Below are 12,425 nucleotides of genomic sequence, written 5' to 3'. Positions count from 1 at the left end.
ATTTGTTTACGAGACGGTCTCGTATCGAAATCGGCTAGTGTGGAGCCATGGCCGAGTCTCCCGTCCGCCCCGCCCCGCCCCGTGTCCCCGAAGCCGTGCACCGCCGCCGCTGGGCGATCCTCGGCGTGCTCATGCTGAGCCTGCTGATCGTCGTCCTGGACAACTCGATCCTGAACGTGGCCGTGCGCACCATCGCCGCCCCCGCCCCCACCGGACTCGGCGCCACCCAGAGCGAGCTGGAGTGGGCGATCAACTCGTACACGCTGGTCTTCGCCGGGCTGCTGTTCACCGCCGGCCTGCTCGGCGACCGGCTGGGCCGCAAGAAGGTCCTGCTGTCCGGCATAGCGGTCTTCGGCGTCGGCTCCGCGCTGGCCGCCCTGTCCGGCACCCCCGACGAGCTGATCGCCTACCGGGCCGTGATGGGCCTCGGCGGGGCGTTCGTGATGCCCGCGACGCTGGCCGTGCTGATGAACGTCTTCGAACGCGACGAGCAGCCGCGCGCCATCGGCATCTGGGCCGGCGGCGTCGGCCTGGCCATCGCGATCGGGCCGATCACCGGCGGCATCCTCCTGGAGCACTACTGGTGGGGCTCGATCTTCCTGGTCAACGTGCCGGTCGTCCTGCTCGCGCTGGTGCTGATGGCCTGGCTGGTCCCGGACTCCCGGGACCCGAACCCCGGCCGCATCGACCTCACCGGCGTCCTGCTGTCCATCCTCGGCCTCGTCCTGCTGGTGTACGGGATCATCCGCGGCGGCGAGCTGGCGAGCTTCACCGACCCCTGGGTCCTCGTCACCGTCCTCGGCGGGCTCGCGGTCCTCGCCCTGTTCGTCGTGCACGAGAAGCGCAGCGACCACCCGGCCGTCGACATGGCGTACTTCCGCAGGCCCGCCTTCTCGGCCGCCGTCGCCGCCATCGCCCTGGTCTTCTTCGCCCTCATGGGCGTGACCTTCTTCTCCGCGTTCTACCTGCAGAGCGTCCGCGGCTACAGCGCCCTGCAGGCCGGCCTGCTGATCCTGCCGCTGGCCATCGCCCAGACGGTCTTCGCGCCCCGGGCCCGGCTCGTCGTGGAGCGCTTCGGGGCGAAGACGGTCTGCACGGCGGGCCTCGTCGCGCTCGCCGTCGGACTCGGGGCCTTCGCGTTCTTCGACGCCGACACCCCCGTCTGGGTCCTGGAGGTCGTCTTCTTCCTCCAGGGCGCGGGCATGGCCCACATCATGACGCCGGTCACGGTCTCCGTCATGCAGGCCCTGCCCCGCGAGAAGGCCGGCTCCGGCTCGGCGATCAACAACACCTTCCGGCAGGTCGGCGGGGCGCTCGGCGTCGCCGTGCTCGGCTCGGTGCTCTCCGCCGCCTACCGGGGCGAGATCGAGGGGCACCTCGGCGGGGTTCCCGCCGGCCTGCGCGCGACGGCCGGCGAGTCGATCGAGGCCACCCTCGGCGTCGCCGAGAAGCTCGGCCCGGCCGGCGACGCCCTGGTCCGGCCCGCGTACGCCGCCTTCCTCGACGCCATGCACGTCACCGCCCTCGCCTCCGCGGGCGTGGCGCTCCTCGGCGCGGTGGTCGTGGCCCGCTACCTGCCCGGCCGCCGGCCGGCGGGAGCCCCCGGGCCCTCGGTGGCGACGGAGCGGCCCGCGGAGGCGGGAGAATCGGTCCGGTAGATCCGGTGGATCCGGTGATCAAGTGGATCCGGTGATCAGGCAGATCCGGTGAAGCCGGTGAAGCCGGTGAAGCCGGTGGACCCGGGAGATCCGGTGGATCCGGTGGCAGCGGACCACCGTGGAGTCGAGAGAGGCGGGGCGTCGGACGTGTCCCTGGAAGAAGAGCCGCCCGGCGGCCCGGCCCGGCGCGGCCGCCCCCGCAGCGAGGCGGCGGAGCAGGCGATCATCGGGGCCGTGATCGGTCTGCTCGAAGAGGGCATACCACTCGCCGGACTGTCCATCGAACGGATCGCCCGCACCGCCGGCGTCGGCAAGGCCACGATCTACCGCCGCTGGCCCGGAAAGGAGGAGCTGTTCGTCGACGTCGTCCGGTCGATCGAGCCACCGGACCCGGTGCTGCCGGGCACCTCCGTCCGCGACGACCTCGTCGTCATGCTGTCCTCGATGCGCGAGCGCGGCCTCGCCAAGCGGTCCGCGCTGCTGCGGAACGTCTTCTCGCAGATGCAGCTCTATCCCAAGCTCTGGGAGCAGTACCACCGGATCGCGATCGAGCCCCGCCGCCGGCTCGGCATCGACGCGCTGCGCCGCGGCGTCGAGACCGGCGAGATCCGCGCCGACCTCGACCTGGAGCTCGTCAACGACCTCTTCGTCGGCCCGCTGCTGCTGCGCACGGTGCTCCAGCCCACCGCCGACCTCTCGCCGGACTTCCCCGCGGCGGTCGTCGACGCGATCCTCGACGGGGTGCGCCCCGAGGACTGACCGTACGAATGTGCGCGTTCTGTCACAGCCGTTCCCCCCGCGCCACCTGCAGGAACCCCGCCACGCCGTTCCGTCGTCCTCGTGGCAGTACGGCCGACCCGTCATCGCCTAGTGTCGTCGACGGCGGGTCGCGGAGCAGGGCATGCGGCCCGCGGTGGCATGCGGCAAGGCAGTGGCATGCGGCAAGGCAGTGAGGACGGCGTGATGGCGCGAGTGGACATGGCGGAGACGGGGAACGGCGGGAGCTGGGACGACAGTCCCCGGCCGCGGCTCCGGTCCCTGACCGACCGGCTCCGCCACGACCGGGGCATCTGGCGGCGCGGCATCCTCCTCGCGGTGTGCGCCGTGCTGCTCACGCTGCTGATGGCCTTCCACGCCGAGATCCCCAACCGCATCGGCAACCTCGGCAGCCTCACCGAGACCTTCCTGCCCTGGCTGGGCGTCTTCGTCCCGCTGCTCCTGGTGCTCGCCCTGCTGCGCCGCTCCGCGACCGCCCTGGTCGCGCTGCTGCTGCCGACGGTGGTCTGGCTCAACCTGTTCGGCGGGCTGCTGCTCGACGACAAGTCCGGCACCGGCGGCGACCTCACCGTGGCCAGCCACAACGTCAACGCCGACAACCCGCGCCCCGAGGCCACCGCCCGCCGGCTCGCCGAGTCCGGCGCGGACGTGGTGGCCCTGGAGGAGCTGGCCCCGCACATGGTCCCGGTGTACGAGAAGGCGCTCGCCGCGGCCTATCCGCACCACACCGTCCAGGGCACCGTCGGCCTGTGGAGCCGGTACCCGCTGCGCGACACCCGCCCCGTCGACATCAAGATGGGCTGGACCCGCGCCCTGCGCTCCGTCGTCACCGCTCCCCAGGGCGAGGTCGCCGTCTACGTCGCCCACCTCCCGTCCGTCCGGGTCCGGATGGACGCCGGCTTCACCGCCAGCCGGCGCGACGACAGCGCCGACCACCTCGGCGAGGCCATCGCGGGGGAGCGGCTGCAGCGGGTCATCCTGCTCGGCGACCTCAACGGCACCATGAACGACCGCTCGCTGAACGCCGTGACCTCCCAGATGCGCTCCACCCAGGGCGCGGCCGGCGACGGCTTCGGCTTCAGCTGGCCGGCAGCGTTCCCGATGGCCCGGATCGACCAGATCATGGTCAAGAACGTCGAGCCGGTGTCCTCCTGGACCCTGCCCCGCACGGACAGCGACCACCTTCCGGTCGCCGCCCGCGTGAAGCTCTGACTCCGATGCTCCGACCCGGAAGCTCCGACCCGCCGCGGGGGACGGGCCGCGGGGGACGGGCCGTCAGGCCTGGTCCTTCCAGCGGTTGGTGACGGGGAGCCGGCGGTCCTTGCCGAAGCCCTTGCCGGAGATCTTCGTGCCCGGCGGGTACTGCCGCCGCTTGTACTCGGCCATGTCCACGAGCCGCAGCGTCCGGGTCACCACCTCCTCGTCGAAACCGGCCGCCACGATCTCCTCCCGGCCCTGGTCCCGGTCCACGTACCGCTCCAGGATCCGGTCCAGGACGTCGTAGTCCGGCAGCGAGTCGGTGTCCACCTGCCCCGGGCGCAGTTCGGCGCTCGGCGGCTTGACGATGGAGTTCTCCGGGATCGGCGGGACCTGGCCGCGCTCCTCGGCGGCCCGGTTGCGCCAGCGGGCCAGCCGGAACACGGTCGTCTTGTAGACGTCCTTGATCGGCCCGTACGCGCCGACGGAGTCGCCGTACAGGGTCGAGTAGCCCACCGCCAGCTCGGACTTGTTGCCCGGGGCGAGGACGATCTGCCCCTCCTGGTTGGAGATCGCCATCAGGAGCGTGCCGCGCAGCCGCGACTGCAGGTTCTCCTCCGCCAGACCGCTCAGTGCCAGCGCGTCCATGTACGCGTCGAACATCGGCGCGATCGGAACCGTGCGGAAGTGCAGGCCGGTCCGCCGGGCCAGTTCGGCCGCGTCCTCCTTGGAGTGCTCCGAGGAGTACTTCGACGGCATGGAGACGCCGTACACGTGCTGCGGGCCGAGCGCGTCGCAGGCGATCGCGGCGACCAGGGCGGAGTCGATGCCGCCGGACAGGCCGACCAGGACCGACGAGAAACCGTTCTTGGCGACGTACGCGCGCAGGCCCACGACCAGCGCCGAGTACACCTCCTCGTCGTCGTCCAGCCGGTCCGCCGGACCGCCCGTCAGCTCCGGCTCGTACGCCGGCACCGGCTCCTCGGAGAGCACCACGCGCTCGATCCGCAGCCCGTCGTCCACCACGCCCACCGGGGCGTCCGCGGCGGCCGCGGGCAGGTCCAGGTCGAGCAGCACGCTGCCCTCGGCGAACTGCGGGGCGCGGGCGAGGACCTCGCCGTCCCGGTCGACGACGATCGAGTCGCCGTCGAAGACCAGGTCGTCCTGACCGCCCATCATGGCCACGTACGCCAGCGTGCAGCCGGCCTCCTGGGCGCGCTTGCGGACCAGTTCGAGCCGCGTGTCGTCCTTGTTCCGCTCGTACGGCGAGGCGTTGACGGAGATCAGCAGGCCCGCGCCGGCGCTGCGGGCGGCCGGCACCCGGCCGCCGTCCTGCCACAGGTCCTCGCAGATGGCGAGCGCCACGTCGACGCCGTGCACGCGGACCACCGGCAGGGTGTCGCCCTGCACGAAGTAGCGGTACTCGTCGAAGACGCCGTAGTTGGGCAGGTGGTGCTTGGCGAAGCGGAGCGCCACCTCGCCGCGGTGCAGCACGGCGGCGGCGTTCTGCGGGGAGCCGGCGGGGCGGCCGAGCCGGGGCCGGTCCTGCTCGGACCGGTCCAGGTAGCCGACGACCACCGGGAGCTCCCCGAGGCCCTCGGCGGCGAGCCGGGCGGCGAGCGCGCGCAGGGCGTCCCGGGAGGCCTCGACGAAGGACGGGCGCAGGGCCAGGTCCTCGACGGGGTAACCGGTCAGCACCATCTCGGGGAACGCGACCAGATGCGCGCCCTGCTCGGCGGAGTGCCGGGTCCAGCGGACGATCGCCTCGGCGTTCCCGGCGAGATCGCCGACGGTCGAGTCGATCTGGTTCAGTGCGAGGCGTAGTTGAGGCACGCCGCCCAGTGTAATCGTCAAACCGACGCTATGTCGTGGAATCACGGTCCGGGCGGGGCGGCGGGGGTGCGGCGGCGGGGCGTTCGGCGGGCTGGGGCGGGGCTGCCGAGGGGCGGGCGGCAGGTCAGCGATGGGGCGTTCGGCGGGGCTGCGGCGGGGCCTGCTGGGCGGGCTGACGGCGGCTTGCGGGGCGGCGGCGGACGGGCTCGCGGGTGCTTTGCGCAGGCGGGAACCCTTCCGCGACGCCGGGCGTTCACGCGGTGTGTCCAGGAAAGGCCCGCGCGTGATCGCCGCGCTGCTGCTGCTCGGCGCGCTCGCGTACAGCGCGTGGGTGCCGGAGTTCGTCCTGCGCTCCGGGCTCGACCCGGTGCGCTCGTACGTGTCGGAGCTGGCCGCCACCGACCAGCCGTACAGCCTGGTGTTCCGGGTCTGCGACCTGGTCGCCGGGCTGCTGCTGCTCGCCGCGGCCTGCGGGGGGCTGCTGCGGGCGCGGGGACGGCCCTGGGCGGTGACCGGCTGGCTGGGGCTCGCGCTGTTCGGGGCGGCGACGGCCGCCGACTCGCGGCTGCCGCTGAGCTGCGCGCCCACCGTGGACGCGCGGTGCGCCGCCCGCGAGGCCGCGGGCCTGGTCCCGTTCAGCCATACGGCGCACGCCGTCAGTTCCGGGCTCGCCATGGCCGGCGCGCTGCTCGCGATGGTCGCGCTGACCGTGGCCGCCCGCCGGTACGGGGACCGGCCGCCCCTGGCCCGTACCGGACCGGCCCTCGTCGCGGTTTCCGTCGCGGCCACGGTGTGGACGCTGGCGGCGATCGCCGCCTTCGACGCGGGGCACGGCGCCTGGGGCCTCGGCGCCGGGCAGCGGCTCCAACTGCTGGCGGTGGTGGTCTGGCTGGCCGTCCTCGCCCGTTCGGAGTACACGGCCGCGCGGCCGGCCGCCCCCGCCCGAAGACCGGCGGCCGTGCGATGACCGGCGAGCGTTTCGTCCGCCTCGGGGGAGTGGCCCACCACGTCCGCGTCGAGGGCAGCGGACCGGTCTGCGTGCTCAGCGCCGGGCTCGCGCTGAGCTGGTTCGACTGGGACCCGGTCGCCGCGCTGCTCGCCCCGCACCGCACCGTCGTCCGCTTCGACCGCCCCGGCCACGGCCTGTCCGCCCCCGCGCCGGCCGCGCCCACCGCCGAGGGCGAGGCCCGGCGGATCGCCGGACTGCTCGACGCGCTCGGGCTGCCGGAACCGGTCACGGTCGTCGGCCACTCGATCGCCGGCTTCCACGCCGAGGCGTTCGCCCGGCTGTACCCGGACCGCACCGCCGGTCTCGTCCTCGTCGACTCCTCCGTCGAGGAGCGCGTGCGCGTCCCGGCCGTCCCCGGGCTGCGCACCGCCGCCGCCCGCGGGCTCGGCGCGGTCCTCACGGCCGCCGGCGTGCCCGCCGCGCTCGGCCCCCCGGCCCGCCGCCTGACCGTACGGCTCTCCCGGCACTCCGGCGGCGACCCGGCGCCGCCCGCACGGGTGCGCCGCTGCTACGCGAGCTCACGGGTGACCCGCGGCGCGCTCCTGGAGTACGCGCACTACGGGCCCGTCGCCGCCGGACTGCTCGCGCTGCGCCGCCGCGCCCCGCTGCCGCCCGGGCTGCCCGTCACCGTCCTCGCCGCCCCCGACGGCTCGCCGCGCTGGGGCGCGCGGCAGCGGGCCCTGGCCGCACGGCTCGGCGCGCGGTACGAGACGGCCGAGCCGTCCGGGCACCTGGTCATGCTGGACCGCCCGGACGCGGTCGTCCGGGCGGTCCTGGAGCAGCGGGGTCAGTGCGCGGTGTAGACCCGCGCGCAGAACTCCTTGATCTGCTCGTCGTCGAGGTGCTGGGCCAGATCGGCCTCGCTGATCATGCCGATCAGGCGCTTGTTCTCGATGACCGGCAGCCGCTTGATCTGGTGGCCCGTCATCTCGCTCAGGACGTCGCTCACGTCCGAGTTCGCCTCGATCCAGCGCGGGGTGCCCTGCGCCATCTGGCTGCAGGTGATCTTCGCCGGGTCGTGTCCCATGGCGACACACTTCACCACGATGTCGCGGTCCGTGATGATGCCGCAGAGCCGTTCGTTCTCGTCCGCGATGGGCAGCGCGCCCACGTCGAGGTCGCGCATCATCTGCGCGGCACGGTCGAGGGTCTCGTGCTCGGGAATCCACGTGGCACCGGAGTGCATGATGTCCTTGGCCGTGGTCATGGGGTGCGTACCTCCGTAGTACGTCGTGCGTAGCTCCCCGAGCACTGCCATTCTCCGTGGACGACGCGGCCCCCGCGACCGCAGCACGGGTCGCGGGGGCCGATCGGCGGCACGGGCCTCAGGGGCGCGGGGCCGCGCCCCGCTTCTTCAGCAGGTCCGTCATCAGGTCGATCTCCGACTGCTGGGCGTCGACCATGCCCTGCGCCAGGTTCCGCTCGACGTCCACGGTGCACTGCCGCACACAGCCCTGGGCCATGTGCACACCGCCCTTGTGGTGGTCGATCATCAGCTGGAGGAAGAGCACCTCGGCCTCCCGGCCGCCGAGCGTCGCCAGCTTCGCCAGTTCCGCCGGCGTGGCCATGCCCGGCATCAGCGCGCCCTCCCGCTGCTCCGGGGCGGCCCCGGAGCCGTGGCCGGACTGCCCGTCGTGACCGCCGGAGTGCCCGCCGTGACCGCCGGACTCCCCGCCGCCGGACATGTCCATCCACGCCATCGGCTCCGTGCCGGACTCCACCTTGGGCAGCCCCCACAGATCAAGCCAGCCCAGCATCATCCCGCGCTGGTTGGCCTGGGTGTTGGCGATGTCGTACGCGAGCCGGCGCACCTCCTCGTCCCGGGTGCGGTCCCGCACCACGAACGACAGCTCCACCGCCTGCTGGTGGTGGACCGACATGTCCCGGGCGAAGCCCGCGTCCGCCGAGGTGCGCGACGGCGTCGCCCGCGCCGCGGGCTCGTCGCCCCACGCGGCGGTGACCGTCGCGTACCCGGCGAACAGCAGCGCCAGGAACACGGCCGCCGCCGCGGCCCACTGCGTACGGGTGACGGTCACTGACCCATCCCCGCGCCCGGCTGCCCGTTCGCGCCCATGCCGCCGGTGCACGCGGCGCCCGGCTCGGGGGTCTGCGGGCCCTGCACGTACTTGGTGAAGAACTGGTCCACGCGCGGGTCGTCCGCGCCGTCGACGGTGACCTGCTTGCCCCAGGCGGACAGCATGATCGCCCCGGCCTGGTCCTTGACCGGGCTCATCAGGGTGTACGGGGTCTTGTCGACCTTCTGCTCCAGCTTCTTCACGTCCTCGGCCGGGGCCTTGTCGTTGTACGTCACCCAGACGGCGCCGTGCTCCAGCGAGTGCACCGCGTTCACCTCGGGCAGCGCCGTCTTGTAGACGTCGCCGTCGCAGTTCATCCAGACCTGGTGGTGGTCGCCGCCGACCGGGGGCTTCATCGGGTACGTGACGGCCTTGGTCACGTGGTTGCGGCCGAGCTTCTTGGCGTCCCAGGTCTTCTCGGCCTTCACGGGGGCCTTGGCGAGGGCCTCCTGCTGCTCCCTCTCGTTCTTCTCCTTGACGAGCACCCAGCCGCCGAAGCCGACCAGGCCGGCGACGATGACGCCGGCGATGCCCAGCGTCAGGAAGCGGTTGCGGCGCTCGCGGGCCTGCTCGGCCCGGCGCATCTGCTCTATCCGGGCGCGGCGGTCGGCGGTGGCGGAGCGGTTGGCAGCCATGGGGGTACGTCCTTCTTCATGAATGGGGGTTCGGATCGGTGTGCGGGCGGGACGACCGGTCCGGCTCAGGACCGCAACACCTGGAGGACGTGCAGGTCCGGCGCGCGCGGCCGCGCGTCGGCGGGGAAGGTCCGGCCGCTGTCGTCCCCCGTCCCGGCGCGTGCCGCCGGGTCCGCCGTCTGGACGGGCGGGTCCAGGGGCGGGGCGGTGAGCACCGCGGGCCCGAGGGCGGGCAGCAGCCGGCAGTCGCCGCGCTCGTCCGGGCAGAGGTACGCCTGCGGCACGGCGGCCGGCGCGGCCGGGGTCAGGGTCCGGGCGGCGGCGGCCGGGCGCTCGTGGTGCCCCGAGGGACCGGCGAGGTCCGGGCAGACCAGGAGCACGCCGAGCAGCGCGGCCACGGCACTCAGCAGTGCCGTGGGACGCGCGTGACGTGGGATGCGGGCGTGCCGCGTGACCCCCATGGGCCGTGATCGTAGGGGACGGGACCGCCTCACCGGCAGGGTGGGTTTCGACTGCGGGGCGGAAGCGCGCCCGAATCGGCCGGTCCCCCGTTACCTGCGCCACACCTGAACAGGCAGTATGGGTGTGCAACGTGCACGAAACCATGTGGTGGGATGCTCAGGTGCCCCCCGGTGAAGCCCCGAGGCGGTGGGAGCAGGCGGCCTGACCAGCGAGGATGGGTAGGAACGTAGATGGACAAGCAGCAGGAGTTCGTCCTCCGCACGCTCGAGGAGCGCGACATCCGCTTCGTGCGCCTGTGGTTCACCGACGTGCTCGGCTTCCTCAAGTCGGTCGCCGTCGCCCCCGCCGAACTGGAGCAGGCCTTCGACGAGGGCATCGGCTTCGACGGCTCCGCGATCGAGGGCTTCGCCCGCGTCTACGAGTCCGACATGATCGCCAAGCCGGACCCGGGCACCTTCCAGATCCTGCCGTGGCGGGCCGAGGCCCCCGGCACCGCGCGCATGTTCTGCGACATCCTCATGCCCGACGGCTCCCCGTCCTTCGCGGACCCGCGCTTCGTGCTGAAGCGGATGCTGGCCAAGACCTCGGACCTGGGCTTCACCTTCTACACCCACCCCGAGATCGAGTTCTTCCTGCTGAAGGACAAGCCGCTGGACGGCAGCCGGCCGACGCCCGCCGACAACTCGGGCTACTTCGACCACACCCCGCAGAACGTCGGCATGGACTTCCGCCGCCAGGCCATCACCATGCTCGAATCCATGGGCATCTCCGTGGAGTTCAGCCACCACGAGGGCGCGCCCGGCCAGCAGGAGATCGACCTGCGCTACGCGGACGCGCTGTCGACGGCCGACAACATCATGACCTTCCGGCTGGTCATGAAGCAGGTCGCGCTGGAGCAGGGCGTGCAGGCCACGTTCATGCCGAAGCCGTTCTCCGAGTACCCCGGCTCCGGCATGCACACCCACCTGTCCCTCTTCGAGGGCGACCGGAACGCCTTCTACGAGTCGGGCGCCGAGTACCAGCTGTCCAAGGTGGGCCGCTCCTTCATCGCCGGCCTGCTCCGGCACGCCGGCGAGATCTCCGCGGTCACCAACCAGTGGGTGAACTCGTACAAGCGCATCTGGGGCGGCTCCGGCCGCACCGCCGGCTCCGGCGGCGAGGCCCCCGCGTACATCTGCTGGGGCCACAACAACCGCTCGGCGCTGATCCGCGTCCCGATGTACAAGCCCGGCAAGATGGGCTCCTCCCGGGTCGAGGTCCGCTCCATCGACTCCGGCGCCAACCCGTACCTGACGTACGCGGTCCTGCTCGCCGCCGGCCTGAAGGGCATCGAGGAGGGCTACGAACTCCCCGCCGGCGCCGACGACGACGTCTGGGCCCTCTCCGACGCCGAACGCCGCGCCATGGGCATCGAACCCCTGCCCCAGAACCTCGGCGAGGCGATCTCCCTGATGGAGAAGAGCGAACTGGTCGCCGAGACCCTCGGCGAGCACGTCTTCGACTTCTTCCTCCGCAACAAGAAGCAGGAGTGGGAGGAGTACCGCTCCGAGGTCACCGCCTTCGAGCTGCGCAAGAACCTGCCGGTGCTGTGACGTGCGGCGGCCCCGGGCGGGGGTGACGTCCGGGGCCGGGCGGGGGTGGGGGTCAGCGTTCGGAGAGTTCGGAGGGGGCTTCCTGGACGACCCAGGTGTTGCCGTCGGGGTCGGCGAAGGTGAGGAAGGAGTTCCAGGTCTCGCCCTTGCCGTCCTCCCAGCCCGTCGCGCCGACGTGCTGGACGGGGCCGGCCTCCACGCCGCGGTCGAGGAGTTCGGCGCGGGCCGCCTCGATGTCGGTGACGCACAGCTGGAGGCCGTGGAGCGAGCCGGGCTCCATCGAGCCCGCGCCCGGGGCCTGCGGCATGCCGGAGAGCATGGCGATCGAGCAGCGTGAGCCGGGCGGGGTCAGCTGGATGATCCGCATGCCCGGGGCGACCTCGTCGTCCAGGTCCACCTTGAAACCGACCCTGTCGGCGTAGAACTCCTTCGCCCGGTCCAGGTCCGTGACGGGCACGGGCACCACTTCCAGCGTCCAGTTCATCGGATCTCCTCAAAGCGCCAGCGGGTCTGGCCGTACGGGTGGCCCTTCGCGAAACCGAAGACGGTGCGCGGGGCGACCGCGAACACGACGGCCCCTCCACCTTCGCCCCCGAAACCGCCCTCGCGCACCTCCATGTGCCACTCGGGTCCGTACTTCTCCTCGTACGCGGCGGCCAGCGCCTGCAGCCGCGGTTCGTCCATGACGCGGACCGCCTTGCCCTCCACCACCAGGTCCAGGCCCTCGTGCAGCAGGCCCGCGCCCGTGGTCAGGACGACCTCCGGGTTGCGCTCCAGGTTGCGGGCCTTGCGCTCGGCCGGGCCGGTGCAGAAGTGCAGGGCGCCGCCGGACCACACCGCGATCAGCGGGGTCACGTGGGGGCGGCCGTCCGGGCGCACCGTCGACAGCCAGAACACCTCGGCCGCCGCCAGCCGCCGTTCCGCCTCCGGCCAGGGCAGCGGCGCCGCCTTCTCGTCGCTGTAGCGGGGATCGAGCTCCGTGGTGCGGGGGCCCGAGGCCGTGGTGCGGGGGGCCGGGTTTGCCGGGTGGGGGCCCGGGTCCGTCGGGCCGGGGCCCGGGGTCGTGGTTCGGGGGTTCATGGGGTCCTCTCGTCCTGCTGCGTGGTCCTCCTGAAGGGGGGACTCCGCTCGCGGCGCGGACTCATCGCTGCGGATAGGCTCGATCCCGCAGGACGCGGCACGGTGGA

At 72.9% G+C, this 12,425-nt stretch carries 13 protein-coding genes; 6 read left to right on the top strand and 7 right to left on the bottom strand.

Features of this window, described 5'->3' with window-relative positions; all coding sequences use genetic code 11:
• Positions 1–47: 47 nt before the first annotated feature.
• The 3 genes from ACNJ93_RS08400 to ACNJ93_RS08390 all read left to right on the top strand — a co-directional run bounded on the left by ACNJ93_RS08400 (position 48) and on the right by ACNJ93_RS08390 (position 3,647).
• Positions 48–1,658: an MFS transporter gene (locus ACNJ93_RS08400; protein WP_418956725.1), complete on the top strand. Its 1,611-nt coding sequence runs from the start codon at positions 48–50 to the stop codon at positions 1,656–1,658.
• 147 nt (positions 1,659–1,805) lie between these two features.
• On the top strand, positions 1,806–2,417 hold the full coding sequence (locus ACNJ93_RS08395) for a TetR/AcrR family transcriptional regulator (RefSeq protein WP_418956724.1): 612 nt from the start codon (positions 1,806–1,808) through the stop codon (positions 2,415–2,417).
• Positions 2,418–2,621: 204 nt separating this feature from the next.
• Positions 2,622–3,647 carry an endonuclease/exonuclease/phosphatase family protein gene (locus tag ACNJ93_RS08390; protein ID WP_418956723.1) on the top strand — a complete coding sequence of 342 codons (1,026 nt, stop codon included), beginning with the start codon at positions 2,622–2,624 and terminating at the stop codon, positions 3,645–3,647.
• Between the two features lie 63 nt (positions 3,648–3,710).
• On the opposite strand, the gene ACNJ93_RS08385 is transcribed toward ACNJ93_RS08390, so the two are convergent.
• A complete protein-coding gene (locus tag ACNJ93_RS08385; protein ID WP_418956722.1) occupies positions 3,711–5,465 on the bottom strand; it encodes an NAD+ synthase in 1,755 nt (584 codons plus the stop codon).
• A 283-nt stretch (positions 5,466–5,748) separates the two neighbouring features.
• Between ACNJ93_RS08385 and ACNJ93_RS08380 the strand changes: the two genes are divergently transcribed.
• A complete protein-coding gene (locus tag ACNJ93_RS08380; RefSeq protein ID WP_418956721.1) occupies positions 5,749–6,432 on the top strand; it encodes a DUF998 domain-containing protein in 684 nt (227 codons plus the stop codon).
• Positions 6,429–7,277, top strand: coding sequence for an alpha/beta fold hydrolase (locus tag ACNJ93_RS08375; protein WP_418956720.1), 849 nt, complete (start codon positions 6,429–6,431; stop codon positions 7,275–7,277). The genes ACNJ93_RS08380 and ACNJ93_RS08375 overlap by 4 nt, the downstream gene beginning before the upstream one ends.
• On the opposite strand, the gene ACNJ93_RS08370 is transcribed toward ACNJ93_RS08375, so the two are convergent.
• From ACNJ93_RS08370 to ACNJ93_RS08355, 4 genes are all read right to left on the bottom strand, one after another.
• Complete coding sequence (locus ACNJ93_RS08370; protein WP_418956719.1) at positions 7,262–7,681, bottom strand: CBS domain-containing protein; 420 nt, start codon at positions 7,679–7,681, stop codon at positions 7,262–7,264. The genes ACNJ93_RS08375 and ACNJ93_RS08370 overlap by 16 nt on opposite strands.
• A 118-nt stretch (positions 7,682–7,799) precedes the next feature.
• Positions 7,800–8,510 (bottom strand): DUF305 domain-containing protein, encoded by a 711-nt coding sequence (locus tag ACNJ93_RS08365; RefSeq protein WP_418956718.1) that lies wholly within the window; start codon positions 8,508–8,510, stop codon positions 7,800–7,802.
• Entirely contained in the window at positions 8,507–9,184 is a 678-nt protein-coding gene (locus tag ACNJ93_RS08360) for a DUF3105 domain-containing protein (protein ID WP_418956717.1), read from the bottom strand. The genes ACNJ93_RS08365 and ACNJ93_RS08360 overlap by 4 nt, the downstream gene beginning before the upstream one ends.
• A gap of 65 nt (positions 9,185–9,249) precedes the next feature.
• The gene (locus ACNJ93_RS08355; protein ID WP_418956716.1) at positions 9,250–9,645 is read right to left on the bottom strand and encodes a hypothetical protein; all 396 of its coding nucleotides are present in this window, start codon (positions 9,643–9,645) and stop codon (positions 9,250–9,252) included.
• A gap of 231 nt (positions 9,646–9,876) precedes the next feature.
• Between ACNJ93_RS08355 and glnA the strand changes: the two genes are divergently transcribed.
• Entirely contained in the window at positions 9,877–11,238 is a 1,362-nt protein-coding gene (gene glnA / locus ACNJ93_RS08350) for a type I glutamate--ammonia ligase (protein ID WP_418956715.1), read from the top strand.
• A 52-nt stretch (positions 11,239–11,290) separates the two neighbouring features.
• On the opposite strand, the gene ACNJ93_RS08345 is transcribed toward glnA, so the two are convergent.
• Both ACNJ93_RS08345 and ACNJ93_RS08340 read right to left on the bottom strand, forming a co-directional pair.
• Positions 11,291–11,722, bottom strand: a complete 432-nt coding sequence (locus tag ACNJ93_RS08345) for a VOC family protein (RefSeq protein ID WP_418956714.1) — start codon at positions 11,720–11,722, stop codon at positions 11,291–11,293.
• Positions 11,719–12,318 carry a pyridoxamine 5'-phosphate oxidase family protein gene (locus tag ACNJ93_RS08340; RefSeq protein WP_418956713.1) on the bottom strand — a complete coding sequence of 200 codons (600 nt, stop codon included), beginning with the start codon at positions 12,316–12,318 and terminating at the stop codon, positions 11,719–11,721. The genes ACNJ93_RS08345 and ACNJ93_RS08340 overlap by 4 nt, the downstream gene beginning before the upstream one ends.
• Between the last annotated feature and the right edge of the window lie 107 nt (positions 12,319–12,425).

This window comes from Streptomyces tritici (assembly GCF_048500665.1).
In the GTDB taxonomy this organism is placed as follows: domain Bacteria; phylum Actinomycetota; class Actinomycetes; order Streptomycetales; family Streptomycetaceae; genus Streptomyces; species Streptomyces tritici.
The sequence above is the reverse complement of the archived record's forward strand: the minus strand, read 5'-3'. Positions and strand labels throughout refer to the sequence as shown.